Source organism: Kineosporia sp. NBRC 101677 (assembly GCF_030269265.1).
GTDB lineage: Bacteria > Actinomycetota > Actinomycetes > Actinomycetales > Kineosporiaceae > Kineosporia > Kineosporia rhizophila.
The window spans coordinates 241,326-266,491 of the sequence record NZ_BSTA01000002.1 but is presented as its reverse complement, the minus strand read 5'-3'; the positions used below and the strand labels follow the sequence as shown (position 1 = coordinate 266,491).

Genomic DNA, 25,166 nt, shown 5'->3' with positions numbered 1-25,166 from the left:
ATGGCCTCCTCCTCCGTGGAAAACCCGGTCCCGGCCCCGCCCCGGCGGCGGCCGCGACCGGTCTCCTCGGGCCGGCTCACGTCGGCGTCCGGCCTCGGGCTGGGCGTCGGCGTGCTGTGGCTCTCGCTGATCGTGCTGCTGCCGATCGCCTCGATCGTGGTGGTGGCCTTCCAGAGCGGCTTCGGTGAGTTCTGGGACTCGATCACCGCACCGAACGCCCTCGACGCCATCCGGCTCAGTGTCGGCGCGGCCCTGCTGGTCACCGTGGTCAACGCGGTGATGGGGACGCTGGTGGCCTGGGTGCTGGTGCGGGACTCGTTCCCGGGCAAGCGGCTGGTCGAGGTGGTCATCGACATCCCGTTCGCCCTGCCCACGATCGTGGCCGGCCTGGTGCTGATCTCGCTCTACGGCCCGCAGAGCCCGTTCGGTGTCGACCTGGTCGGCACCCGCACCGGCATCGTCGTGGCCCTGCTGTTCGTGACGCTGCCGTTCGTGGTGCGCTCGGTGCAGCCGGTGCTGATCGAGATGGAACGCGACGTGGAGGAGGCCGCGGCCTCGCTCGGGGCCTCCGGCTTCACCGTCTTCCGCCGGATCATCCTGCCCACCATCGCCCCGGCCGTGCTGGCCGGGTCGGCCCTGGCCTTCGCCCGGGCGCTGGGTGAGTTCGGTTCGGTCATCCTGATCTCGGCCAACCTGGTCGGCAAGACCGAGGTCAGCAGTGCGTACATCCTCAAGCTGATCGAGCAGAACGACACGACCGGGGCGGCCGCGGTCGCCACCATCCTGCTGGTGGTCGCCGTGATCGTGCTGGTGCTGCTCGACTCGCTGCAGAGACTGGCGGCCCGCCGTGACTGACACTGCCTCGGTTTCCCTGAAGACGTCCTCGGACGGCGACGACGGCCGTCCGCCGGTGGTGGTCCGCTCCCCCCGGCGGCGCAGCCGCCCGGGCAACCCGGCCACACGCTGGATCCTGCGGATCATCGCGGTGGTCTACGTGCTCGGCCTGGTCGCCCTGCCGGTCGGCACGGTGGTCGAGCACACCTTCGAGAACGGTCTCGATCCGGTGCTGGAGTCGCTGCGCAATCCCGACCTGCAGTCGGCGGCCCGCCTCGGCGTGCTGGTGGCGCTGATCAGCGTGGCGATCAACACCGTGTTCGGGGTCGGTATCGCGATCCTGCTGGTGCGTTACCGCTTCCCCGGCCGCCGCCTGCTGAACGCGATCATCGACCTGCCGGTCTCGATCTCGCCGATCGTGGTGGGTATCGCGCTGATCTTCGTCTACGGCTCGGGCGGCTGGTTCGGCCCGGCGCTGAACGACCTGGGCATCCAGATCATCTTCGCCACCCCGGCCCTGATCCTGGCCACCGTGATCGTCGCCCTGCCGCTGGTGGTGCGCGAGGTGATCCCGGTGCTCGAGGAGGCCGGGACCGAGCAGGACCAGGCCGCACAGTCGCTGGGCGCCAACGCCTTCCAGCGGTTCGTGCGGATCACCCTGCCGACCATCAAGTGGGCCCTGGCCTACGGCGTGGTGCTCAGCCTGGCCCGTTCGCTGGGTGAGTTCGGCGCGGTGCGCGTGGTCAGCGGCAGCGTGGCCGGCGAGTCGCAGACCCTCACGCTCTTCGTCAACGACGCCTACCAGGAGTTCGGGGCCCAGGCCGAGCAGGACGCGTTCACCGCGGCCTTCCTGCTGATGTGCGTGGCGGTCCTCTTCATCGTCATCATCGCCCTGCTGCGGCCGAAGGAGCAGAAGAAGTGAGCATCGCGGTTACCGGGATCAACAAGCGCTTCGGCGACTTCGTCGCCCTGTCCGACGTGGACCTGGAGGTGCCCACCGGGCGGCTGACCGCCCTGCTCGGCCCCTCCGGCGGAGGCAAGTCCACGCTGCTGCGGATCATCGCCGGCCTGGAGTTCCCCGACAGCGGCGTGGTGGAGATCGAGGGCGTGCAGGCCACCTGGCTGCCCCCGCAGAAGCGCAGCGTGGGCTTCGTGTTCCAGCACTACGCCGCGTTCAAGCACCTGTCGGTGTACCGGAACGTGGCCTTCGGCCTGGAGATCCGGCGCAAGCCCAAGGCGGAGATCCGCAAGCGGGTGATGGAACTGCTGGAGCTGGTGCACCTGGAGCAGTTCGCCGACCGGCTGCCCTCGCAGCTGTCCGGCGGGCAGCGCCAGCGGATGGCGCTGGCCCGGGCCCTGGCCGTGCAGCCCGAGGTGCTGCTGCTGGACGAGCCGTTCGGTGCCCTGGACGCCCAGGTGCGCAAGGAGCTGCGCGACTGGCTGCGCAACCTGCACGACGAGATGCACGTGACCACCATCTTCGTGACCCACGACCAGGAGGAGGCCCTGGAGGTCTCCGACGAGATCGTGGTGATCAACGGCGGGAAGATCGAGCAGACCGGATCGCCCGACGACCTGTACGACAAGCCGGCCAACGACTTCGTGATGAAGTTCCTCGGGCCGGTGACCACGCTCGACGGTCAGCTGGTGCGCCCGCACGACATCGAGGTGCTGGGCTCGGCGGCCGACGGTTCGGTCGAGGCCACGGTGACCAAGCTGACCCGGGTGGGCTTCGAGGTGCGGGCCGAGCTGCGCACCACCGGGGGCCGGTCGGGTGCGGTGAGCGAACCGTGGGTGCAGCTCACCCGCGTGCAGGCCGAGGCGCTCGCGCTGGAGCCGGGCCGCGAGGTCTGGTTGCGCACCAGCGGCGCACCCCGGACGATCGCCGTCCCCTAGAGACCAGTCGTACGCCTGTCCTGCGTCTGCCCCGCTGCGTCCCGGTCCGGCCGGCGCCGCCCGGCCCGCCCGTCTGGGCGTGTCGGGCTGGGCCGGGCGGCGCCGGGCCCGCGGTATTGGGAGAATAAGGCCGTGCAGATCTCCGCCAAGACCGACTACGCCGTCCGGGCGTTGCTGATGCTCGCCTCGAAATCACCTGAGCTCGTCAAGGTGGACGTGCTGATCGCTCAGCAGGATCTGCCCCGCAAGTTCGTCGAGGCGATCCTTTCCGAGCTGCGCCGGGCCGGGCTGGTGCGCAGCCAGCGCGGCGCCGACGGCGGCTACGCCCTGGCCCGCCCGGCCGACCAGATCACCATCGGCTCGGTGATCCGGGTGGTCGACGGGCCGCTGGCCGAGGTGCGGGGGTTGCGCCCGCACGAGACCGCGTACACCGGGGTGGCCGAGCACCTGCCCACGGTATGGGTGGCGATGCGGCACTCGCTGCGGATGGTGCTCGACGAGACCACTCTGCAGGACGTGCTCACGGGCGAGCTGCCCACGACGGTGCGGGAGATGGCCGAGGCACCCGACGCCTGGCTCGCCCGCTGACCAGGCTGGTCGGCCAGAACAGTCCGGCACCGAACGCCCGACGCCGCTGAACCAGCTCGGCTCAACCCGGCTCGGCTCGGCTAACTATTCGTTGGCCGGGCGGCCTCCTGACTTGGGTGTTTCCCGAGCCGCTGCGCGCTCCGTGATCTCCTCCGAGGCCTGGGTGGCGGAGGGGGCGGCGGCGACGCCCAGGCCGGCGTGGACGGTGTAGTCGATCGGGACGCGTTCGACGACGCTGGAGGGTGGGAGGGCCTGGGCGCTGAGCCGGCTGACGCCGGCCGGGACGGGGGCGGTGCGGTAGGCGGCGCCGATCTGGGCGGACAGCTCGTCTTTGCGGGCCTGGGTGGTGCCGACCTGGCGGAACTCCTCGTAGGCGCGGTGGGTCTCGCGGGTGACGCGCCAGGTGGCCGGGGTATGGAACTGGACCTCGAAGGCGATGCCGGTGGACGGGTCGGCCCAGGTGGTGTTGATGCCGCGGTACCGGCTGGACTGCCAGGCGTTGTGGACGGTGAGGTTGTGGTAGCCGCGGCTCTCGAGCAGGGCGGCGACCTGGGCCACGCCGGAGACGTAGGAGCGGTCGGCCAGGACCACGGTGTAGCGCACCGCGTCTTGCGCCCGGTCGAGCAGCACCGGGAGCGAACCTCCGGTGCTGGCCTGCTGGGTGGCCACCTTCCGCTTCAGGGACTCTCCGTCTTTCAGCCGGTGGGCGAGGCCGGCCAGCTCGACCCGAGCGGTGCGGGAGACCTCGCGCATGGCTGCGGTGAGGGTGGGTTCACCGGCGGCGGCCAGGGCGGAGAAGGTGTCGACAGCCGCGCTGGCCTGTGCGTTGAGGCCCAGGCCGTCTTCTCCTCGCCAGGCCGAGGGCCGTTGCTGCGGGACGGCCGAGGTGCTGCGGTCGATCAGGTCGGAGCGGGCGGAGCGGGCCGCGGCGGCGGTGGACGCGCGACGCCCGGCCTCTTCGGCGCGGGCGATCTGGGCGGCGTGGGCTGCACGCTGGAGCTGACCGGCCCGGCCGGCCGCGACCTGCCCGGCCGAGAGCCCGCCACCGACCAGACCCGGCACCAGGTGACCCGCGGCCCGGGCCGGGTTGGAGCGCCAGGTCTGCCAGTCGGCCATGGCCTTGAGCGCCTCACCCGGGTGCTGCACAACGGCTTTCAGGCTCGCGGCGCTCTGCAGGGCGGCCTGCGGGCCGGGCGGGCGGAAGCGCTGGACGAGGAGTTGCCCGGTGGCGCTGAGCGCATCTTCGGTGGCTTCTTCGATGCCCAGCACGACTTCGGCGCGGACCTCGTCGGCGCCGGCCAGCCAGCGGCGCCAGCGGGCGGGCTTCTCGGGAGCGAGCGCGGCCAGCCCGGCCAGGGTGGACGCGGTGAGCCGGGCGGCCTCGGACGACTGCCGCACGGCGTCGGTGACCAGCACGTCGGCCAGATCGGCGGGGGCCGAAAGGGCGCGCTGCAGGCTGGAGATGGCCGGATGGAGCAGCTCGGCGTGGCGGCGGTAGGCGTGGGCCGCCTCACGGCAGGCCGAACCGACCTGACGCAGCTCGCCCGGCTCGACGGAGAGCAGGTGGCTGATGGCGGCCGAGGCCGGGGACGGCACCACCGCCGGGGTGGGAAAGCCCTCGGCCGCGACCTCGAGCCCGTCGGCGATGACCAGCAGGTGGCGGCTCAGCGACTCGGCCGCCCCGGCCGCAGCCCGCAGGCGCGTGAGCTCTGCCGAACCGTTCACGCGACCGCCCCCGGCTCACCGCACCGCTCGTCGAAGCCGCTCACGGCACGAAGCTCCGGGCAGTGAGAGCCTCGGCGTCTTCGCAGGTCCGGGCCACCAGTGCGACCTGGTCGGCGAGCCGCTCGGCGTCGGCCACCACCTCACCGAGGGCGTAGGACCAGCGCTCGAGAAAGGTGTGCGAGGCCGCGGTCAGGCCCGGGTCGCCGAGGGCGGCCATGGTGGCGCGCATGGCGCCCGGGTTGGCGTGGGTGTTGGCGGCCTCGGAGGCCGCCGAGCGGATGCGGGCGGCAAGACCGTGCAGCTCGTCGGTGTCGACGTTCAGCCGTGGGCTCATACTCAGGAACCGTAGACCGGACCACCGACAGTCTTGGAAAGTTATCCACAGGCCCCACTTTCCACCGGGGAACCGTCAGTACGTCACGTCGTGCAGGTGGTGCACCGGGTCGTGCAGGAAGTAGCGGGCGAAGCTGTCCACCGTGAACTTGGCGCCGTCGCTGCGCCGGCCCGGCCGGGCCCACTGCGCGTCGGTGACCGCGGCGAACCGGTGTGCGATGGCGTCTCCGGAGGCCAGCAGCTCACGTGAGACCAGAACGGGATCCTGTTCCCAGTACCGCTCCTGGAGCGCCGTGTCGTCCTGGTCCCAGTTGGGGAAGAGCGGGTCGTTCTCGGTCAGCATCATCTGCAGACGCTGGTCGAAGACCCGGAAGGTGTCGCGCACGTGGCAGGCGTACTCCAGCGGGGACCAGACCTCCTCCTTCGGCCGCCGCCGCACGTCCGGCTGGACCAGCACCTCCAGCCAGGAGGCGACGTTGGCCCGGATCAGCGACGGCAGGCGCCACATCTGCACCGACCCGGCCTCGTAACCACAGTCCGGGCAGGTGCGATCGAGTACCCACGTCCAGTCCTTGGTGTCCTTCTCGATCGGCATGCGGTAACGATAGTGCGCCCGTTGCGGGTGTTTCCTCCCCTCCGTGAACTCCGCATCAGATTTCCCAGCGGTGACACACTCCGTAGGATCGGCCGATGACCGTGACCGTGGCCCCCGCCCGCCCGGAGGATGCACCGGCGGTGTCCCGCCTGCTGGCCGAGTACCTGACGGTGACGGAGCAGGAGAAGGCCGAGCGCGGTCTGGCCCCGCACGGCCCGCTCCCCCAGCGCTACCAGGACGAGATCGATCGTCCCGGCGAGCTCCTGGCCGGCACCCTCCTGGCTCGGGAGGCGACTGACAGACGTCCTCTGGGTCTGGTCGTTCTGCACACCGAGGCCGACCGGGTGGAGATGAAGCGCCTGTGGGTCGATCCCCGGGCGCGGGGTACCGGCGCCGGCCGGGCGCTGGTCCGGGCGGTGATCGAGCAGGCCGCAGACCGCGAGGTCACCCTCACGGTCTGGGACTGGCGGGCCGCCCCGATCGGCCTCTACCGCTCTCTCGGGTTCGTCGACACCCCTTCCGAAGACCCTCGGGAACACCTTCTCGCCATGATGTTTCAGTCCAGCAGGTAGCTGCGCAACGCCGGGGGCACCGCAGTGATCGTCGCTCGGGAGGAGCGCAGCTCGTCGGCCTCGGCCGAGCCGAGCGACGGCACCGCGAGCAGCAGCTCCTCCAGGTGCCCGCCGGGCAGGGCGGCCAGGTAGCGCAGGGTCAGCTGGTCCAGGGCCTCCGGCTCGAGCTCACCCAGCAACCGCACCCGGGACATCCCACCGTCCGGGTACACGTCCATCCGGACCAGCGTGACCGCCTCCCGCGCAGGGCGGAACCGGTGCACCGAGTCGGGTCGCAGGGGCCGGCGGGGCAGCAGCTCCAGCCACGGGCCGTGGTCGGAGACCGGCCGCTCCGGATCGGCGTCCCGCCCGTCCAGGCCGGTCAACTGCACCTCACCCGGGGAGTTGCCGAGGAAGTGGCTGGTGTCGATCACCGCCCGGCGCACCCGGCCGAGCCCGGCCAGGGAGAAGAGCACGTAGTCGTTGCCCCCGGCGCGCCGCCGCGCGTTCTCCCACCCGCCCTGGGTGGTGGGCGGGTTGCCGGGCAGGATCAGCTTGCTGGCCGAGGAGTAGAAGTCGTCCGAAGAGTCGACCACCGCACCGCCGTTGCCCTGGGCCGCCAGGTCGATCGTGCCGGTCAGGTGCCGGGGATCGGCCACCGGCCAGCCGTGCACCCGCAGCCGGGCCACCCCGCCGTCGGGGTAGATGGACAGCCGCACGTGGGTCCAGCGGTGATCGCTGGACACCTCGAAGACGTTGGCGGTGTCTCCCTTCAGCGCGACCTTGGGCAGGATCGTGGTCCACGCGCTCTCGGGGAGCTCCTGGGCCACCGGGTAGTCCTCACCCGCGGCGGCCTCGATCGAGGCGAAAGGCGGGTAGTTGCCCTTGAAGTGGGCGGTGTCGATGACCACCGAGCGCACCACGCCGGGCATCCCGAGCCGCACGATCGCGTGGTCGTGCCCCTGGTCCCGGCGCCGCCGGGTCTCCCAGCCGTCGTAGATCTTCCCGTCCGGGCCGAAGGTGTGCGTCTGGTGGGCCGAGGGTTCCGGCCGGATCAGATTGCGCCGGTCGGCGAACAACTGGTCGTTGGCGTAGACCACCCGCCCGCCCACGTCGCTGCTCGCCAGATCCGGCAGCCACTGCTTCTCGGCCATGCAGATTCCTTCCAATTGTGGACGTGTGTGGGCACCTGAGTGGAGACGTCAGACGTCCCCGCGGCGCAGGAGCCGTCCTCGGGGCGGTGCCTGAAGGTCCAGGAGCTCACCGGCGAGCCAGGTTTCGCGGACCACCCCGGCCAGGGCCATCCCGTCGTACGGGGTGATCGGGTGCCGGTGCTCGAGGTCGCCGGCCGACACCACCGTGGCCTCGTCCGGTGCGAAGACGACCAGGTCGGCGTCGTGGCCCAGGGCGATCCGGCCCTTGCGGGTGAGCCCGGCCAGCCCGGCCGTGCGCACCGCCATCCACTCGACCACGTCGGTCAGGGTGAAACCGTGGACCCGGGCCTGGCTCCAGACCGCCCGCAGACCGAGCTGTACCGACGAGATCCCGCCCCAGGCCACCCCGAAGTCGCCGATGTCGAACCGTTTCAGCTCGGGGGTGCAGGGCGAGTGGTCGGTGACGACGCAGTCGATGACCCCTTCCCGCAGCCCTTCCCAGAGCAGCTCGCGGTTGGCCGTCTCGCGGATCGGCGGGCAGCACTTGAACTGGGTGGCGCCGTCCGGGATCGCCTCGGAGGTGAAACTCAGGTAGTGCGGGCAGGTCTCGGCGGTGATCGGCACCCCGTCGCGCTTCGCCGAGGCCAGCATGGGCAGGGCGTCGGAGCTGGACAGGTGCAGGATGTGCGTGCGGGCCCGGGTGTAGCGGGCCGCCTCGATCACCTCGGCGACGGCCATGTTCTCGGCGCCGCGCGGGCGCGAGGCCAGGAAGTGCCCGTAGCGGTCGCCCTCCGGGGCCGGGGCCCGGTCGATCGCCTGGGAGTTCTCCGCGTGCACGATCATCAGGGCACCGAAGTCGTGCAGCACCGCCAGGTACTGCTCCAGCTCGGCCGAGGAGAGCGGCTGGAACTCGTCCACCCCGGAGTGCAGCAGGAAGCACTTGAACCCGAACACCCCGGCGTCGTGCAGCGGCCGCAGGTCCTCGAGGTTGCCCGGTACGGCGCCGCCCCAGAAGCCGGTGTCCACGTACACCGCCCCCTCGGCCGCCTTCCGCTTGGCCTGCAGCCCCTCCACCGTGGTGGTGGGCGGGATCGAGTTGAGCGGCATGTCGATCAGGGTGGTGACGCCGCCGGCCGCCGCCGCCCGGGTGGCCGAGGCGAACCCCTCCCACTCGGTGCGGCCGGGCTCATTGATGTGCACGTGCGTGTCCACCAGGCCGGGCATCAGCACCACGTCCTCGCCCAGCTCGACGGTCTGCCGGGCCTCCAGCTGGGCCTCGAGCGGTTCGATCGCCACGATCCGCCCGTCGCGGATCCCCACCGAGCGGGCCGACTCACCCACCGCCGTGATCACTCTCGGCGCCCGGAAAAGCGTGTCCAGCATGCCTTCACACCTCTCTCAACGTCGGGCCAGCACCAGCAACGCAGAACGGTCCAGCCCACAGGCCTGCTGGACCTCGGCATCGTCACAGGCTCCGCACTCCACCGCCCGCAGCACCGCGTTGGCCAGAGCCTGGGCGGTGGCGGGCTCGTCCATCACCCCGGAGGCAGCCTTCTCGGTGTAGGCCTTCAGCCGGGCGGCGCTCGGCGCGAGCTCGGCCCGATAGAAGGCGTAGGTGGCCGCGTAACGGGTGACCAGATGACCTGGGTGCAGATCCCACCCCTGGTACAGCGCCCGCTCCAGAGCCCGCCGCACCAGCCGGGCGTGCAGACGCCACGCTGCGGAAACCCCGTCACCGACCGGAATCACATTCGTGGACCCGTCGCTGACCCGCACACCGGTCTGGGCCGCGGCCAGCTGCATCACCGCCTTGGCGTGGTCGGCCAGCGGATGCTCGAGCGACTGATACCCCGCGACCACCCCGGCGGCCGCACTGAAGTCGTAGGTGCCGTAGTGCAGCCCCTCGCAACGCCCTTCGGCTGCGTGCACCAGCCGGGCCACCGCGGCAGAACCGTCCGGCCCGTAGACCGCCTGCGGAACCTCGATCTGGAGCTCCAGCCGTAGCGCCCCCTCCGCCAGCCCGAGAGCCGACTCCAGATGCGCCAGCACGCGGACACCGGCCTGCACCTCGGCGATGTGGGCCACCTTCGGCAGCGTGACCACGAACCGCGCGGGCAGCCCGCCGTGCGCAACCGCCGCCGAGACCAGCAACTCCAAGGTCTTCAGACCCCGCCACCGAGTGGACGATTGCAGCCCCTTGATCCGGATGCCCGCCAGCAAGGGGGCGTTCGGGCGAGAAGCCATTTCGGCCAGCGCAGTTCCGGCGGCAGTGGCGGCCGCATCCTCCTCGTCGTCGGGCCGCAGCCCGTAGCCGTCCTCGAAGTCGACCCGTAGATCCTCGATCGGCTGAGAGGTGAGTTTCGCCGTCAGCCGCGGATACACGTCCTCAATTGAATCGGCCGGCAACCCGGCCACCTCGGCCAGCCCCGACGGGCCGGGTGCATGCTCGGCCAGCAGCGCGAGCGCCTGTTCCTCCCACTGTGTGCAGGTGTCGGCCGAGAACTGGTCGGCCGGTACGTAAACGGTGTGCACGGGTTGCCGGGCACTTGCCTCGCCCGGGAACAGCCGGGCCTGAGCGTCGGCGGGGCCCAGCAGCGCATCGATCTCGGCCCGGAAGTCGTTGTCGAACAAGGCCAACCCCTCTCAGATGAAACCGGGCACGAACTCCCAGGCGAGCCCCGCGTCCGGGGCCTCCTCGCGCAGCACCTGCCCCTCGATCAGCCCGTACGGCCGGTCTCCGGCGATGAACACCTGGTTGGGGTTGTCCAGGCCGAAAGGTGTCAGATCAGCGAGGTAGTGGTGCTTGTTGGGCATGGACAGGCGCACCTCGGCCACCTCGCCGAACTTCTCCAGGACGGCCCGGCCCATCGCGTACAGCGTCTGCTGGAGCGCGAGACTGTGTGTGGTGGCGAAGGTCTCGAGCAGGAGCAGCCGGATCTGCGGGTAGATCTCCTCGAAATCCAGCTCGGCCGAGGCGTACCGCCAGCGGGCCGTGACCGAGGTGGCCAGGATGCGGTCGGTGGTCTCGGGCAGGGTGGTGTACTCGTCGCGCGGAAAACCGTGGAACTCCGAGCCGGTCGACTTCAGCACCACCAGGTCGGTGAGGCCGGAGACCACCCAGACCCGGTCGCCGTCGCGGGTGACGCTGGTGGTGCGCCGTTCACCGCCGGGCCGGGCGAAGGCGTGGTCGTGGCCCTGCCCGCCCACCTCGATCCGCGACCAGGGCAGCTGGTCGATCTCGATCTGGGCGCCCTCGACCGGCGCCTGCGACTCGACGAAGTGCGCGGCCAGGCGTAGGGCGAACGCCTCCGGGGAGCCCACGCCGTGCTTGCGGGCGAAGGCGTAGACCGTGTTCTTCTGCGTGTCGGTGGCCAGCACCGAGGAGTTGTCGCCGGTGAGGTAGGTGTCGGCGAACCGGCCGCGCAGGTGCGTGCTGACGTTCAGGTCGGTGAGCACGTGCTGCGGCGTGGAGCGGTCGACGTGCACCAGCCGGACCTCGGCCTTGCCGTACTGATTGGCCCCCAGAACGATGCCCATGCGGTGCGTCAGCTCCCTCGGTAGGTCGAGTAGGCGTAGGCCGAGAGCAGGATGGGCACGTGGAAGTGCGCCTCTGCGTCGGTGATTCGGAACGTGACGGTCACCTCCGGGTAGAAGCACTCCCGGCCGCGCTGCTCGAACCATTCTCCGGTTCCGAACGTCAGGCGGAAGATCCCGGGCATGACGATCACGTCACTCCCCCAGTCGCGGACGCGGCCGTCGGGGTCGGTCAGCGCCCGGGCCAGCACCGTCCAGTCGCCCGCCGATCGTTCCAGCACCACGGTGACTCCCTCGGCCGGACGGCCGGTGCCGGAGTCGAGCACGTGCGTGGACAGGGTCGCCATCAGGACGTCCTTTCCCGGCCGAGCTGATCCAGCAGGGCGTTCAGCCGCAACTGGGCGATCTGGGCGAGCTGGTCGCGCACCTCGGCCGCCTCGGTCTGCTCGTCACTGGCCAATCGCTTCTCGAGCGCGGCGAGGATCTCCGGCCCGCTGCGCCCGGCCGCCCGGATCAGGAAGACCCGGTCGAACTTCTTCTTGTAGGCCAGGTTTCCGGCATGTAACGCCGCGGCCAGTTCCTGGTCGGCCTGGTCCACCCCGGACTGTTCCGAACGTGAGTGCGCGGCCTCGGCCCCGGTGCCGCCCGGGCGTTCACCGATGCGCGGATGCCGGCTCAGGGCCAGGCCGAGGTCGTCCTCGCTGAGCACCAGCCCGAACCGGAAGGCGGTGGCCAGCAGGCTCTCGGCGTCGGGATAGGGCCGGCCGGCCAGCACCGCAGTGGCCCAGCCGGGAGCGTTCAGGCAAGTCAGCAGGTGCTGCAGGGCAGGCTCGGCGGGAAGGTGGTTGAACTCGGCGACACCGTCGGCTGAGGGCACCTGACTCCTCGGTTCGGTCGGCTGGTGCCCACACCCTACTCAACGACGTGCGCGACGTCTGCGGCGAGAACGACTCGGGCGCAACATGATCGCTGCGGCAATCAGGACAGCCAGGGCGACCACGCCGGCCCCGGCCCCCACAATGAGCTGCAGCCGGGTGTCACCCCCGGCCAGATCCCGCAGTTGTTCGGCGGTTTCCCCGGCCGTCTCGGGGGCCGAGGGGGTGGGTTCCGGCTCCACCTCTTCGGCGGCCACCCGGGGAAGACGGATGCGCAGGATCGGCGAGTTCTCACCTTCCGACCCGACCAGGACGTATTCACCGTCGTCGACCACGGCCAGCGACTCGCCCTGTTCCTGGTCGGGCAGGCCCTTGGTAGCCAGGGTCTCCAGGCGGCCGTCGGCGACCGTGGCGGGCGCCGCGATGACGGCCAGGTTGCCGTAGCCACGCACGGCCATCCGGCCATCCGGCAGGAAGGCGCCGTCGGTGACCAGCGCGGCGCTCAACTGGGCCACCTTGGTCATCTTGGTCACCTCGGACTCGCCGGTCGCCTGATTGCCGGGCCAGACCTTCTTGGGGACGGCGAACAACTCGGCCCCGAACAGCGTCTTGGAGATCACGTACAGCTGGCCCGACCGGGGGTCGGCCAGGAGCGCCTCGGCATCACGCGGGCCCCCGGGGTAGGTCAGGTTGAGCACGCGGACCGGGCTGACCGTGGTGTCGCTCAGGTTCTGCGGCTCTTTCAGGATCACGATCCGGACCGACGGGTGCTTCCCGTCATTGTCACCGATGTCGCCTACGGCGATCAGCGACTCCCCTGCGGCCGGGCTGTTCTCCGGACCACGCAGACTGGTGATCGCCTCCCAGTCCCGGGCCTCCTCACCAGAGACGACGACGGTTGCCGCCGTCGACCCGTCCTTTGTTACCCCGTAGATCTGCGCGGAGTGCCCGGAATCGTTGTGGGTCCAGAGCACGTTCTTGTGCAGCAGGCTGGGCGCCAGCCCGGAGCTCTCGCTGATCCGGTCGTCCTTGATCACCCGGTCGGTCTTGGTCTTGGCGTTGGCCGGGACCGCCGTCGCGACGATGAGGAACAACGCCAGCAGAACGGCCCCCAGCCTCACTCGGGTGCCCCGGCGGCCAGCACCGCATCGACCTCAGGAGCCAGACGGGCCGCCAGCGCCGGATCCACCTGCCAGGAGGCCACCAGATCGGTGTATTCGCGGACCCGGCGCGGGGTAGGAGCGCTACCGGTGTGCACGGCCCGGATCAGGGCGTTGCGCGGCGTGTGCTTGGAATCGATGAACTCGACCACCTCGACGCGGTAGCCGAGCAGCCGCAGCAGGTCGGCGCGGATGGTGTCGGTGAGCACGTCGGCGAAGCGCTCGCGCAGGATGGCGTGCCGGGTGAGCCCGGCGAACGGGATGCTCTCGGCGCTCTGCAGCTGGCGCTGGACGTCGTTGTGGCAGCAGGGCGCGGCCAGCACCCCCCGGGCCTGCCAGCGCACGGCCAGGGCGAGCGCGTCGTCGGTGGCGGTGTCGCAGGCGTGCAGGGCGAGCACGATGTCCACCCCGGTGAACTCCGGGTCGACAGCGGCCTCTTCGATCGATGCCGCCCGGAACGCGATGCCCTCGAGCCCGGCCTCGCTCGCCACCCGGGCGTTGCGCTCGGCCATCTCCGGCCGGATGTCAACGCCCAGGGTCTGCACGTCGGCATCGACCTCGGCGGCCAGGTACCGGTGCGCGGCCATGGTGAGGTAGGCGTTGCCGCAGCCCAGGTCGACCACCCGCAGCGGCCGGCCCTCGGGCTTGACCCGACGCGCGATCGGGGCGAGCTGACGCAGGAACGCATCCACCTGCCGGCGCTTGGCCCCATCGGCCCCGAGCACGGTGAACAGCCGGTCGGCCGGGTCGATCAGGTGATTACGGGCCCGGTCGTGCGCCGCCTCACCGCCTTCGACGCTCTGCGCAGAGGTGTGCACCTGCGCCTCGCCGCGCTTGGTCACCCGCAGCTGCACCACCTGGTCGCGGGTCTCGACGTGCCAGTTGCCGAACGGCTGGGCCAGCAGCTCGTCGACCGCCGCCCCGGCCTCCTGCGGCGAGTGGTTACGGGTGACCGGGATCCGGCCGTCGGTGCCGGTGATCTGCAACTGCCGCCCGGCCCTCAGCTCCACCGGCCGCAGTTCGGCCCGCACCGGATCCGGGTGCTCCCTGCGGCGCCGCCCCGAGGCCACCGCCCGCACCAGCCCTTCGGTGTCGAGCAGCAGGGGGCGCAGGCGGTCGAGGGCAGGAGCGAGCGGTTCGGGCACCCACCGATTGTCTCAGGGCATCGAAACCTCACTCTTCACCTAGGCGGTCGGTTCGCGAGTCTGATTCTGATAAAGCCGAGCGGTAACGTGTTCTCCGATATCGATCCGCGATGATTCGGGGCCAATTGTCGATGCGTATCGGCTGGGGGGATGAGTCCGGTTCGGACAGCGCGCGCGATCCGAACACCTACATCCTGGCGGCCGTTGTCACCGGGGAGAACCAGGCGGATCAGGTTCGCGACACCATGCGGCTCCTGCTGTTGCGCGGCCAGCGCAAGCTGCATTGGCACGACGAACAGGACAAGCGCCGCCGACTGATCAGCGAGACCGTGGCCACGCTGCCGGTGACGGCGGTGGTCGTGGTGCGCAGCACCGGCCCCGGCGAAGCGATGAAACGCCGCAGACGCAAATGCATGGAACGGATGCTCAGCGAACTCTCCGAATGCGGGCAGACGGAGATCATCGAAATCGGGTGAACCAAACGGCGCAAGCTCCAGGCCCTGTCGTCCGGCAGGAAATCCTGGAGCTCACTTCCGGATCTCACCGCGATGGATCCGGCCTTGCCTCCACAGTAGCGCAGGGCACCGACCACAGCGAGGTTGTCTAGGGTGAGGCGGGTGTCTGAGAACCAGGCCGGTGCCGCTTGGTGGTTGCGCGGCCCGGTGCACAAGCGCGACGTGTCCGAAGAGCCCCCGCACACCGAGCCCGCGGCCCGTCGCCGGCTCGGGCTGGAAATCTGGATCGTGCTCGGGCTCTCGCTCGGGATGTCGGCGATCTACTCGGTGGTCAGCATCATCGCCAAGCTCACCCGGGAGGGCGGGCTGGCGGCGCAGACCTCCACGCTGAACGCCTCCCGCAGTGTGCGGCCGTACCTCGACCTCACCTACCAGCTGCTCGACATCTTCTCCACGCTGATCCCGGTGCTGCTGGTGCTGTGGCTGCTGGCCGGTGACACCACCCGCTGGGCCGCCCGGCTGGGGCTGGACCGGGCCGGGCGGTGGCGTGATCTGGCCCACGGGGCCGGGCTGGCGGCGCTGATCGGGATCCCCGGCCTGGTGCTCTACGCGGTGGGGCGGCAGCTCGACATCACCACCACGATCGTCGCCTCCGGGCTGGACGAGTACTGGTGGACGGTGCCGGTGCTGGTGCTGCAGGCGGTGAAGAACGCGGTGCTCGAAGAGGTCATCGTGGTCGGCTACCTGATGAACCGGTTGCGCCGGCTGGACTGGCCCTGGGCCCGGGTGATCGCCGCCAGCGCCCTGCTGCGCGGCTCTTACCACCTCTACCAGGGATTCGGGCCGTTCATCGGCAACGCGATCATGGGCGTGGTGTTCGCCGAGTGGTACCGGCGCGGCGGCCGGGTCTGGGCGCTGATCGTGGCCCACACGATCCTCGACATCGTGAGTTTCGTGGGCTACCAGTACCTCGACCACCTACCGGGGTGGCTCGGGCTCTCCTGATCTGAGGACGTCTGTGGGCACCGATGCGCTCAGGCGGCCGAGTTCTCGGTGGTTTCGTTCACGGTGTTCGCCCGGTCGGCCGTCTTCCGGGCCACTGCCGTCGCCTCCGGCGTAGCGGTGGTGGCGGCCCGGCCCGCGGTGGCGGTCACGGTGCCGACCGGACGCTCGGCCGCCCGCTGCACCGCCTCGCGTACCTTGGCCGAGCGGCTCAACCAGATCATTCCCACCAGGGCCGCGAGCAGGGTGCCCACGCCGCCGATCAGGATCGTCCAGCGGGCGCCGAACTCCTCACCGATCCAGCCGATGATCGGCGACCCGATCGGCGTGCCGCCCATCAGGATGGCCATGTAGAGGGCCATCACCCGGCCCCGCATCGACGGGTCGGTGGCCAGCTGCACGGTCGCGTTGGCCGCGGTGAGCATGGTCAGGGCGGCCAGGCCGACCGGGATCAGCATGAGCGCGAAGGTCTCGTAGGTCGGCATCACCGCCGAGAGGATCGAGGTGATCCCGAAGGCCGCGGCGGCCCCCAGCACCAGCTGAACGGTGGGCCGTTCCCGCCGGGCCGCCAGCAGCGCCCCGCCCAGCGAGCCGATCGCCATCACCGAACCGAGCAGGCCGAACTCCCCGGCGCCCTTGTCGAAGGTGAGCCGGGCCATCAGCGCGATGGTGATCTGCGAGTTCAGGCCGATCATGGCCACCGCGCCGACCACGGTCATCACCAGCGCGATCTCCGGGTGGCTGCGCACGTAGGCCAGTCCGGCCCGGGCCGAGCGGTTGCCGCGGGCCGGACGTTGCTGGGTGCCCAGCTCGGCGCGGTTCATCCGGGTCAGCGAGAACACCACGGCGATGAAGCTCAGGCCGTTGATCACGAACACCGGGCCGGTGCCGAACCAGTGGATCAGCAGGCCGGCCAGGCCCGGGCCGATCAGCCGCCCGGCGTTGAACGAGGCCGAGTTCAGGCCGACCGCGTTGGGCAGGTAGCCGACCGGCACCAGTTCGGAGACGAAGGCCTGACGGGCCGGGCCGTCGACCGCGGCGACGACGCCCAGACCGGCGGCCAGGGCGTAGACCATCCAGAGCTCGACCAGGCCGCTGATGATCAGGAACCCGAGGGTGAGCCCGAGGACGGCGGAGGTCACCTGGGTGGTGATCAGCACCTTGCGGCGGTCGAACCGGTCGGTGACGGCGCCGGCCCAGGGGGCCAGCAGCAGGACGGGGGCGAACTGCAGGGCGGTCGTGATGCCCACCGCCACGCCGGAGTTGTTGGTCAGCTGGGTGAGGACCAGCCAGTCCTGGGCCACCCGCTGCATCCAGGTGCCGGTGTTGGACACGATGGCACCGGAGGCCCAGAGTCGGTAGTTGCGGATGGTGAGGGCCCTGAACATCGGACTCACGATTCGGCGATCCTCCTCAGGATCTGGGACGCACGGGCGAGGACGGCGCGGTCGTCCGGGTCGAGTTCGGCCAGCCGGCCGGCCAGCCAGGCGTCGCGCTGACGGCGGGTGGCGGTGACCGCGGCGACCCCGGCCTCGGTGATCCGGACCAGGACCTGCCGGCCGTCGGCCGGGTCGGGTGCGCGGTCGACCAGGCCGCGCTCGGCCAGGGCGGCCACGGTGCGGGTCATCGACGGTGGCTGCACCCGTTCGAAATCGGCCAGCGCCCGCGGGGTCAGCGCACCGGCGCGGTCCAGCACGGCGAGCACCGACATCTGGCTGTCGGTGAGCTCGGAGTCGGACTTCTGCTGACGCAGCCGGCGCGCCACCTTCATCAGCGACACGCGCAGCTCGGTCTCCTGGAGTGCGGGCACAGACCGGTCAACTGCTTAGTCCGGCTAACTATTCCCCGGCACTGTCCTGAGGCAACGGTCGATCTGCATTCGCCCGTTCGGGCGAACCAACGCAAGATCATCCAGGCGAACCGCGGGTAATCCCCGCAGGTCCGGCCCGGCCGTTAGGTAACCTCGAGAGAGTGGAGCAGAGGGAAGTGCCCTACCAGGTCACCCAGGGAGGTCCGGGGGAGCGCCTGCCCGTTGCCGTCGGCACCGGAATCTGGGCGTTGCTCTTCGTCCTCGGACTGATCATCCGGCCGGAACTGGAGTCCACCGGCCGCGAGTGGTGGATCTGGACCGCCCTGACCGGAGTCGTGCTGGGGTTCGTGGGCTACACCTACCTGATGCTCCGCCGGCCGAAACCCAAGCCGGGCCAGACCATCCCGCCCCGCACCCACACCGGCGACGTGGACGACGTGACCCGCCAGAGCGGGGAACCGACCGGGCTGCCCAAACTGCGGCGCAAGAGCCCGACCACGGACGCCGGTCACCAGATTCCGAGAGCGATTCCAGAACCCGATTCGGTCGGGTTCGCCGAGAACCGGCCCGGGGTTCAGCCGAAGATCTGATCCACCAGGGCCTCCGGCCCGAGTTCGGGATCGGCGATCACCGCGGCCAGCAGGTCACGCAGTTCCCAGTGACCGGCCGTCCAGGCCAGGGCGCGGGCCAGACCGTCCACCGTGCTGGCGTGCACCTCGGCCTCGGCGCCGGAGCCGGTCGCCCACCAGTCCACCTCGACGCCGTCCACCACCAGGGCCTCGTGCTCGTACCAGGTGGCCGGGGCGCCGGTGGACTCCAGCAGGGCCCTCACCGCATCGCCGACCGGCTGCTCCACGCCGTCGGCACTGTCGATCCGGCCGTGCGCCAGCTCGGCGGCGAGCCCGACGCCGAGCAGGTCGGCGAAGGCCGCAGCGTGCGCGCCGGCCACCGGTAGCTGCACCCCCAGATCGGGGCGCTGCCGGTACATCGGGGAGTCGATCACCACTGCTTCCGAGACCGGCACCACCACAGTGCCGTTCAGGTCGGCAGGAACCAGACCGCGAACCACACGAGGCCTTTCGACGTCCTTGGCCGCCGGTTCGCCCGCCAGTTCGCTGATCCGCTCGAGCAGCGGCAGCAGCATCACCGAGCTCAGCTCGACGTCCGGGTCGGCCAGCCGGTCGAGGAGGTCGGGCAGGGCGTCCACGTCGATGTCGTCGACCGCATGGACCATCCCGACCGCCCGCGCCGCGCCCGGGTCGAGATCGGTGAGCCAGTCCGGAGCCGGCGCCAGCAGCGCCCGCAGCACCGGCTCGGAGTCCGGCGCGGCCAGCATCTCGCCCTCGGCCAGCTCCTCGCGCAGCCACCAGGACGTGTACGAGCGCACCTGGAAGCTGCGACCACCGGACGTCACCCGGATCGGCTGCAGCAGGGCCGGGCGCAGCTCCGGGTCGGCGGCGACGGCGGCCACCACCTCGGGAAGTGCCTCCGGCCGCACCAGATCCAGGTCGCGCACGGCGATCATCTCGGGAATCGTTCCGCCGGGCGGCATCTCGGGATGCAGAGACTGCACCCAGGCGGCGTAGTCCTCCCAGCCGTCCAGCTCCGACGAGGGCGTGCCCTCTTCCTCGTCCAGGCCGAGCAGATCCGGTTCCAGCGAGACCTCGGTGCCCAGGAAGGCACCCGGGCCCCGCAGCACGCCGATCGCCATGAGCGTGCTCTCGCCCCAGCGCTCGGCCCACCACTGCGGCAGGATGCCGACGTCGTCCGGATGGAACCAGTCCGCGGCCGGGCTGCCCTCGATGGCCAGGGCCGAGGCCGGAGTGGGCTCGCCGTCCTCGTCGCTCAGCTCCAGATCGCCCAGCCAGGGCAACTCCCCCGGTTTGAGCTCGCCCGCCGCCACAGCCACCGCCACCAGCGCCAGCACGGCGTCGCGCAGCTCGTCCGGCGAACGGTCCAGGTCGGCGAAGGCCCCCGGCTCGTCACCGATTTCACGAACGGCCGCGCGCACGACCGGAAGTTCGATCAGCGCGCGGGGTCCCGCCACTGTGACGCCGAGACGTTCCAGCAGAGGATGAACGGCCTCGGGATGCACCACCTTGGCACCCAGCACACTCAGCGCCTCCGGCACCGAGATCGGCGCCCCCGCATCGACATCCGTCTCGGGCGAGGCCAGGAGCAGGCCTCGGGCACCACGCGCGACCGATCCGTCGGCCAACGGGACGGGCAGGAAAGCCAGCGCTTCGCGGACGGTTTCGTCGATCGTGAGCCCAGCCAGGGCCTCGTAGGCTTCGCGCCAGCGCTGCGGATCGGCCAGCGCCGGCAGCGCCTCCACCGCGTCGGACAACCACATCCGCCGCACGCCAAGGGTTTCCAGTGCAGCCCAAGACGGCCGCGGGGCGTGCACCAGACCGACCAGCCACGAGGCGAAGACGTTCACCACCGCCCGGTCGGCCCCCACCGGGCCGGCCAGAGCCAGGGCCTCGGTCGGGCGCAGCAACGTCTGCGAGTCCTCGGCCGAGCGCAGCACCGGCTGGTTCGGCAGCAGGGCCAGCACGGCCTCACGCAGCGCCGAGTCGACCGGGCCGGCGGGAAGACCGGTGACCACCAACGGCCAGGCCTCACCCCCGTCGGCGACGACCTCGGTGAGCAGATCGGCGTAGGCACGGGCCGCGTTCTGCACGATCAGGTCGGTGACCTCGCCCAGCACCACGTGCCGGCGGGTCACGTCCATCGGCACGGTCGCGATCAGCACCGCCGGCCAGGGCAGGGCCTCGTCGCTGGGCGTGGGCGCGTTCAGCACCGGCGACTGCGGCAGCTCGGCCTCACCGGAAGGCAGGGCCCAGGTGAGCGACCAACGGTTGAGCGCCTGCTCCTCGATCGGCCGCCCGGAGAGCAGTTCGGCCGGGATCTCGCCCTCTCGCCGCAGGATCCGCCAGCGCCGGTCGACCTCGGCCAGCACCCGAGGGCTTTCGCCGGGCAGTTCGAGGACGATCTGTTCCAGGCCGGGCAGAGCCAGCAGAAGCACGTCGGAGACGTCGTTGAGCAGTTGCCGGACCCGGGCGACGGCGTCCGGACCGTTCAGGGGCAGCAGAACCGCGGTGTCGTAGCCCTCCGGCGGCTCGCCCTCCACCTCGAAGGGCAGACGCAGCACGGGTACCCCGCCGTCGCGGCGCTGCAGCTCGTCGGCCAGCCCGTCGACGCCGGTGGCGCGGATCAGTTCCCGGGTGTCGGCGGCCGAGAACCGCACGCCACCGGAGCGACTGAGCACCATCGGCTCGTCGGTGACGGCCAGCACCGCGGCGAAGCCGACGCCGAAGCGACCGACCGTGCCGCCCTCACGCTTGGCCGAGGCGCGCAGGGTGCACAACGCCTGCACGCCGTCGGCGTCCAGCACCGCGCCGGTGTTGGCAGCGACCAGAACCGGCCCGCCCTCGGCGGATTCGCTCAGCCGCAGCAGCAACCGGCCCGGCACCCCGGCGCGAGAGGCGGCGTCGGCCGCGTTCTGCGCCAGCTCGACCACCAGGCGGTCGCGGTACCCGCCGAGGACGAGTTCTTCCTCGGCGTTGGCATCTTCACGGAAGCGGGTCGGGGACTCCGACCACGCCGCCAGAACCCGGCGCCGGATGTCTGCCGCGCCGAACCGGTCCTCCGTCACGACTGCGGCTTCTCGCCCTCCGGACGCTGCTCCTCACGGCCGCCGACCGACTCGACGTCAGCCTGCCCAGCCTCGGTCTGCTCGCCGTCGGTCCGAGCAGCGTCAGCCTGCCCGGCCTCAGCCTGCTCAACGTCAGCCTGCTCAACCTCGGCCTGGCCAGTCTCAGCCTGCCCGGCCTCAGCCTGCTCACCGCCAGCCTGCCCAGCGTCGTCCAGCCCAGCGTCAGCCTGGCCGGCCCGAGCCTGCCCAGCGCCAGCTTGCCCAGCATCGGCCGGCCCAGCGTCGGTCTGCCCGGCCTGAGCCGGCTCGCCGTCGGCCTGCCCAGCCTCGACCTGGCCAGCCTCGGCCTGCTCAGCGCCAGCCTTCCCGGCGTCAGCGTGCTCACCGGCAGCCTGCTCAGTGCCAGCATGCCCAGCATCGGCCGACCCAGCATCGGTCTGCCCGTCCTGAGCCGGCTCGCCGTCAGCCTGCGCAGCCTCAGCCTGCCCGGCGCGCGCCCGCTCGGCAGCCTCGATCACCGGCCGGGCCACCGGCTCCGGCTCGGCCGCAGCCACGGCCGAGTCGATCGCCAGATCGATGTGCCGGCGCTGTTCCTCCGGCACGTCCGCCCCGGTGCCCACTCCGGACTCGCCGACCCGCTCCTCGACCTCGGCGGCAACAGCCTCGGCGGCTCCCGGCTCACCGTCGGAGGGCGTCTCGCCGGACCCGATCTGCACCTTGGCCGCGTCGACGACATCGGCCCCCTCGGGCTCGCCCGGGTCGCCTTCCGGCTCGTCACCCAGAGCACCGTCGGACTCCAGCACCGAGGCCCCGGGCACGGCCGCACCCACGCTCAGCTCGGCCGGGTCTTCGCTGTGCTGCGCGTACTCGCTGGCCGCCTCGACCGCCTGCCCCTGGGCCGCCTCGGTGGACTCCCCCGGCTCGATCTCGGACTCACCCTGTGCGGCAACGGCTTCCGCGCTCAGCGCGGGCGGCGGGGCCGGGTCTTCCTCGGGCTGCGACTGCACGAACTGGCCGCCCTGGTCGGCCTGGGCCACCTCGATCTGCACCGCCTCGGCCGGAGGGGTGCCCGGCGCGACCTCGGCCGGGGAGACCTCGCGGGTCCCGATCTCGCCGACCTGCACGCCTTCGACGGCCTCGGGCGAGGTGCCCGCTCCGGCCGTCTCGGCGGGCTCGGCCGGTTCCTGGGCCGTGTTCTCGGCGGGCGCCGCACCGAGCGGACGCACGCTGATCACGTCTTCCGGGGACTGGACCGGCTCCGGGTCGACGCTCGGCACGACCTCGATCGCCACCGGCTCGCTGGGCTCGACCGACACCACGTCGGAGCTGATGCCACCCGCCGTGGTGCTCGCCCGCGCCGACTCCGAAGAGTCGGTAGCCGGCTTCCCGACCGGACCCGACGCCTCGGCGCCACTATCCGCAGACCCGACGCCGTCGTCCTCTGTTCCGACCCGACCCGACGCCTGGGCGTCGCCGCCCGCAGAGCCAGTCCCGTCGTCCTCTGTTCCGACCGGACCCGACGCCTCGGTACCGCTACCCGCAGACCCGGCACCGACGTCCTCGGTTCCGACCGCGACCTCGCTCGACCCGGTCTCGATCCCCGGCGCCGGCTCGGCGGCGGCCAGATCGATCCGGTCCACCACCGTCTCGTCGAGGATGTGCTCGCCCAGCGGCTCCGGGGTGGGCATCTCCAGGTCGGTCTCGCTGTGCGCACCGCAGCCGAAGTCGGTCGTGACCACCGAACCGTCGGCCGGGGACCACTCGTTGGCGCAGGCGCCGAAGTGCTGACGCATCCGCCCCGACAGCGGGACGAAGTAGGCGCAGCTCACGCACGAGGCCGAGGCCTGGATGGCGATCTCGGAGGTGGGACCGTGCGCACCGCGCTGCCAGCGCCCGGCCGCACCGGCCAGGCCCTCCGGGCCCAGCACCCGCTCGCGCCCCAGCCCGAGCTCCCAGAAGAGCTGCTGGTCGGCGTCGTCCTCGTCGGTGACCGTGTAGCCGGGCACCAGGTTCGGGTCGTCCAGCTTGTAGGGCAGTTCGTCGCCGGCGCCCAGGTCGCCCGGGGCCAGCCGGTCCGACCACGGCACCCAGTCCGGCGCCATGATCGACTCGGCGCCCGGCAGCAGGACCGTGTCGCAGACCGTCACCCGTTCGGAGCCGGGCACGTGGGCCAGCGTGACCGCCCAGCGCCAGCCCCGGTATCCCTTGGCCGTGCAGTCGAAGGCGTGCATGGTCAGCCCGGAGGACTTCTCCAGCGAGACCGACAGGTGCCGCCCGACGGTGCCGGGCTGGGCGACCTCCTCGGCCGCCTCACGAGCCAGGTCGACGGCGGCGACGGCCAGCGGGTCGGGCTCCGTGGGCAGCTGCGGCGGTGCCTCCACCTGCGCATCGGCCTGCTCGGGAACGACCGGGGCCTCGGCCTCGCGTACCGATCCGGTCACCTGCTGGTCCGTCATCTGCTCCACTCCTGCTCGACCCCGGGCCGCCTGCGCTTCATCAGCCGTCGCCGCAGCCCCGGCCGAGGTGGCCGGGGGCGGCGCCGACCTCGCGGTGGCGGCCCCGGCCAGTCTCCCCCATCCACGCAGGGTGTCGAGCAGGCGCGGGCGGCGCGCCGGACGGCCGATCACGCCTCGAGGTCGTCTGCGACGGCCCGCAGCACGGTGGCCACCTTGCTGGCGGACGAGCGGTCGGGGTAGCGGCCGCGGCGCAGGCCGTTGCCCACGTTGTCGAGCAGCTTGATCAGGTCCTCCACGATCACCGTCATGTCCTCGGCCGGCTTGCGCATCGCCCGGGCCACCGACGGCTGCGACTCGACCAGACGCACCGAGAGAGCCTGCAGACCACGACGGCCCTCGGCGACCCCGAACTCGATCTTGGCGCCCGGTTTGAGCGTGGTCGTGCCGTCCGGCAGCGCGGAGGCGTGCACGAACACCTCGCCGCCGTCATCGTTGCTGGCGAAGCCGAACCCTCGCTCGGCGTCGAACCACTTGACCCTGCCAGTCGGCACGTCTGTATCCCCTGTCACGTGACGGTTGCCGCGGAGGTGTGTCCGCGGCAACCGCTCTTGCTCACGATCTGTCGTTTCCTCAAGGTTAGCCGTCAGTTGCCGACGTGCGAACGGCTTAATCCGGCCAGATGACCCGAAAGCCATCGGGGAAATCCCAGAAGGTCGTCCAGCACGACGTCGGCGCCGGCCGCCCTGAGCTCGGCCGCGGTCTGCGGGCCGGTGCTCACCGCGACACTGACCGCCCCGACGGACCGGGCCGCGGCCACGTCGCCGATGTGGTCACCGACATACACCGAGGCCCCCTCGACCGCGAGCACCTCGCCCTTGGCGGTGCCGAACCGGCTGCCGGCGATCAGATCGGGCCGGTACGGCTGCTCCAGCAGCCCCAGGGCCTGGAGCACCGCGTACACCCCCGGCTCGGACTTGGCCGAGATCACCAGCACCCGCCCGCCGGCCGCGCGGATCGCGGCGAACGCCTCGTGCACCCCGGGCAGCAGCCGGTTCCAGGACAGGCCGGTCTCGGGGTAGAGCGAGCGGTAGGTGTCGGCCAGCAGCTGGACGTCGACCCCCGGCATCAGCTCGGTGATGATCCGGTCCAGCGGGTAGCCCATCAGCGGCCAGGCCTGCTCGCGGCTCACCACGAACCCGTCCACGCCCCCGGTGACCTGCTGGTGGGCCCGGGCCAGGGTGGCCACGATGCCGTCGGCCGAGTCCACCAGGGTCATGTCGAGGTCGAAGCCGACCACCAGAGCATCCGTTGGCACGGCGGACAGCTTAGGACCCGGAAGAGGGCAAAACGCGCAATGGCGGGCAGCCCGGCCGGGCTGCCCGCCATGTGTGTGGT

General features: G+C 71.4%; 25 protein-coding genes. 8 read left to right on the top strand and 17 right to left on the bottom strand.

Going from position 1 to position 25,166, the window contains the following annotated elements; translation table 11 throughout:
- The 4 genes from cysT (at window position 1) to QSK18_RS06715 (ending at window position 3,318) form a co-directional block, all read left to right on the top strand.
- Window positions 1-855: a sulfate ABC transporter permease subunit CysT gene (gene cysT / locus QSK18_RS06730; RefSeq protein WP_269811221.1), complete on the top strand. Its 855-nt coding sequence runs from the start codon at window positions 1-3 to the stop codon at window positions 853-855.
- On the top strand, window positions 848-1,756 hold the full coding sequence (locus QSK18_RS06725; protein WP_285617235.1) for a sulfate ABC transporter permease: 909 nt from the start codon (window positions 848-850) through the stop codon (window positions 1,754-1,756). The genes cysT and QSK18_RS06725 overlap by 8 nt, the downstream gene beginning before the upstream one ends.
- Complete coding sequence (locus QSK18_RS06720; RefSeq protein WP_232814763.1) at window positions 1,753-2,730, top strand: sulfate/molybdate ABC transporter ATP-binding protein; 978 nt, start codon at window positions 1,753-1,755, stop codon at window positions 2,728-2,730. The genes QSK18_RS06725 and QSK18_RS06720 overlap by 4 nt, the downstream gene beginning before the upstream one ends.
- A 132-nt stretch (window positions 2,731-2,862) precedes the next feature.
- Complete coding sequence (locus QSK18_RS06715) at window positions 2,863-3,318, top strand: RrF2 family transcriptional regulator (protein ID WP_232814764.1); 456 nt, start codon at window positions 2,863-2,865, stop codon at window positions 3,316-3,318.
- An 84-nt stretch (window positions 3,319-3,402) separates the two neighbouring features.
- Here the strand turns inward: QSK18_RS06715 and QSK18_RS06710 are convergent, their stop codons facing one another.
- The 3 genes from QSK18_RS06710 to QSK18_RS06700 all read right to left on the bottom strand — a co-directional run bounded on the left by QSK18_RS06710 (window position 3,403) and on the right by QSK18_RS06700 (window position 5,971).
- Window positions 3,403-5,043, bottom strand: a complete 1,641-nt coding sequence (locus QSK18_RS06710) for a hypothetical protein (protein ID WP_285617231.1) — start codon at window positions 5,041-5,043, stop codon at window positions 3,403-3,405.
- 40 nt (window positions 5,044-5,083) lie between these two features.
- Window positions 5,084-5,377 (bottom strand): hypothetical protein, encoded by a 294-nt coding sequence (locus QSK18_RS06705; RefSeq protein WP_285617230.1) that lies wholly within the window; start codon window positions 5,375-5,377, stop codon window positions 5,084-5,086.
- Between the two features lie 75 nt (window positions 5,378-5,452).
- Complete coding sequence (locus tag QSK18_RS06700) at window positions 5,453-5,971, bottom strand: DinB family protein (protein ID WP_232814767.1); 519 nt, start codon at window positions 5,969-5,971, stop codon at window positions 5,453-5,455.
- Between the two features lie 95 nt (window positions 5,972-6,066).
- Between QSK18_RS06700 and QSK18_RS06695 the strand changes: the two genes are divergently transcribed.
- Window positions 6,067-6,543, top strand: coding sequence for a GNAT family N-acetyltransferase (locus QSK18_RS06695; protein WP_285617228.1), 477 nt, complete (start codon window positions 6,067-6,069; stop codon window positions 6,541-6,543).
- On the opposite strand, the gene alc is transcribed toward QSK18_RS06695, so the two are convergent.
- The 8 genes from alc to QSK18_RS06655 are packed head-to-tail and all read right to left on the bottom strand — an operon-like array spanning window position 6,528 to window position 14,390.
- Window positions 6,528-7,676, bottom strand: coding sequence for an allantoicase (gene alc / locus QSK18_RS06690; protein ID WP_285617226.1), 1,149 nt, complete (start codon window positions 7,674-7,676; stop codon window positions 6,528-6,530). The two genes, QSK18_RS06695 and alc, sit on opposite strands and share 16 nt — an antisense overlap.
- A 48-nt stretch (window positions 7,677-7,724) precedes the next feature.
- Window positions 7,725-9,059 (bottom strand): allantoinase AllB, encoded by a 1,335-nt coding sequence (gene allB, locus QSK18_RS06685; RefSeq protein ID WP_285617224.1) that lies wholly within the window; start codon window positions 9,057-9,059, stop codon window positions 7,725-7,727.
- A gap of 15 nt (window positions 9,060-9,074) precedes the next feature.
- Window positions 9,075-10,307, bottom strand: coding sequence for a DUF6986 family protein (locus QSK18_RS06680; RefSeq protein WP_285617222.1), 1,233 nt, complete (start codon window positions 10,305-10,307; stop codon window positions 9,075-9,077).
- A 12-nt stretch (window positions 10,308-10,319) separates the two neighbouring features.
- Window positions 10,320-11,213: a factor-independent urate hydroxylase gene (pucL, locus tag QSK18_RS06675; RefSeq protein ID WP_232814772.1), complete on the bottom strand. Its 894-nt coding sequence runs from the start codon at window positions 11,211-11,213 to the stop codon at window positions 10,320-10,322.
- Between the two features lie 8 nt (window positions 11,214-11,221).
- Window positions 11,222-11,557, bottom strand: a complete 336-nt coding sequence (uraH, locus tag QSK18_RS06670; RefSeq protein WP_232814773.1) for a hydroxyisourate hydrolase — start codon at window positions 11,555-11,557, stop codon at window positions 11,222-11,224.
- Window positions 11,557-12,087, bottom strand: coding sequence for a 2-oxo-4-hydroxy-4-carboxy-5-ureidoimidazoline decarboxylase (gene uraD / locus QSK18_RS06665; protein ID WP_285617216.1), 531 nt, complete (start codon window positions 12,085-12,087; stop codon window positions 11,557-11,559). Before uraD ends, uraH begins: the two co-directional genes overlap by 1 nt.
- Window positions 12,088-12,126: 39 nt before the next feature.
- Window positions 12,127-13,206 carry a hypothetical protein gene (locus tag QSK18_RS06660; RefSeq protein WP_285617213.1) on the bottom strand — a complete coding sequence of 360 codons (1,080 nt, stop codon included), beginning with the start codon at window positions 13,204-13,206 and terminating at the stop codon, window positions 12,127-12,129.
- Window positions 13,203-14,390, bottom strand: coding sequence for a class I SAM-dependent methyltransferase (locus tag QSK18_RS06655; RefSeq protein ID WP_285617209.1), 1,188 nt, complete (start codon window positions 14,388-14,390; stop codon window positions 13,203-13,205). The genes QSK18_RS06660 and QSK18_RS06655 overlap by 4 nt, the downstream gene beginning before the upstream one ends.
- Window positions 14,391-14,515: 125 nt before the next feature.
- Here QSK18_RS06655 and QSK18_RS06650 point away from each other — a divergent pair, with 125 nt between their 5' ends.
- Entirely contained in the window at window positions 14,516-14,866 is a 351-nt protein-coding gene (locus tag QSK18_RS06650) for a hypothetical protein (protein ID WP_285617207.1), read from the top strand.
- Between the two features lie 201 nt (window positions 14,867-15,067).
- A complete protein-coding gene (locus QSK18_RS06645) occupies window positions 15,068-15,850 on the top strand; it encodes a CPBP family intramembrane glutamic endopeptidase (RefSeq protein ID WP_408624470.1) in 783 nt (260 codons plus the stop codon).
- Between the two features lie 29 nt (window positions 15,851-15,879).
- On the opposite strand, the gene QSK18_RS06640 is transcribed toward QSK18_RS06645, so the two are convergent.
- The gene (locus QSK18_RS06640; protein WP_502894173.1) at window positions 15,880-17,244 is read right to left on the bottom strand and encodes an MFS transporter; all 1,365 of its coding nucleotides are present in this window, start codon (window positions 17,242-17,244) and stop codon (window positions 15,880-15,882) included.
- The gene (locus QSK18_RS06635; protein ID WP_232814780.1) at window positions 17,241-17,657 is read right to left on the bottom strand and encodes a MarR family winged helix-turn-helix transcriptional regulator; all 417 of its coding nucleotides are present in this window, start codon (window positions 17,655-17,657) and stop codon (window positions 17,241-17,243) included. Before QSK18_RS06635 ends, QSK18_RS06640 begins: the two co-directional genes overlap by 4 nt.
- 161 nt (window positions 17,658-17,818) lie before the next feature.
- Between QSK18_RS06635 and QSK18_RS06630 the strand changes: the two genes are divergently transcribed.
- Window positions 17,819-18,247, top strand: coding sequence for a DUF2530 domain-containing protein (locus QSK18_RS06630; RefSeq protein WP_232814781.1), 429 nt, complete (start codon window positions 17,819-17,821; stop codon window positions 18,245-18,247).
- Here QSK18_RS06630 and QSK18_RS06625 read toward each other — a convergent pair.
- The 4 genes from QSK18_RS06625 to QSK18_RS06610 form a co-directional block, all read right to left on the bottom strand.
- Window positions 18,232-21,315 carry a sacsin N-terminal ATP-binding-like domain-containing protein gene (locus tag QSK18_RS06625; RefSeq protein ID WP_285617203.1) on the bottom strand — a complete coding sequence of 1,028 codons (3,084 nt, stop codon included), beginning with the start codon at window positions 21,313-21,315 and terminating at the stop codon, window positions 18,232-18,234. The two genes, QSK18_RS06630 and QSK18_RS06625, sit on opposite strands and share 16 nt — an antisense overlap.
- Entirely contained in the window at window positions 21,312-23,771 is a 2,460-nt protein-coding gene (locus QSK18_RS06620; RefSeq protein WP_285617201.1) for a DUF3027 domain-containing protein, read from the bottom strand. Before QSK18_RS06620 ends, QSK18_RS06625 begins: the two co-directional genes overlap by 4 nt.
- Before the next feature lie 167 nt (window positions 23,772-23,938).
- Window positions 23,939-24,322 carry a cold-shock protein gene (locus QSK18_RS06615; protein WP_285617199.1) on the bottom strand — a complete coding sequence of 128 codons (384 nt, stop codon included), beginning with the start codon at window positions 24,320-24,322 and terminating at the stop codon, window positions 23,939-23,941.
- 92 nt (window positions 24,323-24,414) lie between these two features.
- Entirely contained in the window at window positions 24,415-25,086 is a 672-nt protein-coding gene (locus QSK18_RS06610; RefSeq protein WP_232814784.1) for an HAD family hydrolase, read from the bottom strand.
- Between the last annotated feature and the right edge of the window lie 80 nt (window positions 25,087-25,166).

Coding starts and splice junctions, on each gene's coding strand:
- cysT (WP_269811221.1), top strand. CDS start 1: ATGGCCTCCTCCTCCGTGGAAAACCCGGTCCCGGCCCCGCCCCGGCGG.
- QSK18_RS06705 (WP_285617230.1), bottom strand. CDS start 5,377: ATGAGCCCACGGCTGAACGTCGACACCGACGAGCTGCACGGTCTTGCC.
- QSK18_RS06700 (WP_232814767.1), bottom strand. CDS start 5,971: ATGCCGATCGAGAAGGACACCAAGGACTGGACGTGGGTACTCGATCGC.
- QSK18_RS06695 (WP_285617228.1), top strand. CDS start 6,067: ATGACCGTGACCGTGGCCCCCGCCCGCCCGGAGGATGCACCGGCGGTG.
- alc (WP_285617226.1), bottom strand. CDS start 7,676: ATGGCCGAGAAGCAGTGGCTGCCGGATCTGGCGAGCAGCGACGTGGGC.
- allB (WP_285617224.1), bottom strand. CDS start 9,059: ATGCTGGACACGCTTTTCCGGGCGCCGAGAGTGATCACGGCGGTGGGT.
- pucL (WP_232814772.1), bottom strand. CDS start 11,213: ATGGGCATCGTTCTGGGGGCCAATCAGTACGGCAAGGCCGAGGTCCGG.
- uraH (WP_232814773.1), bottom strand. CDS start 11,557: ATGGCGACCCTGTCCACGCACGTGCTCGACTCCGGCACCGGCCGTCCG.
- QSK18_RS06620 (WP_285617201.1), bottom strand. CDS start 23,771: ATGACGGACCAGCAGGTGACCGGATCGGTACGCGAGGCCGAGGCCCCG.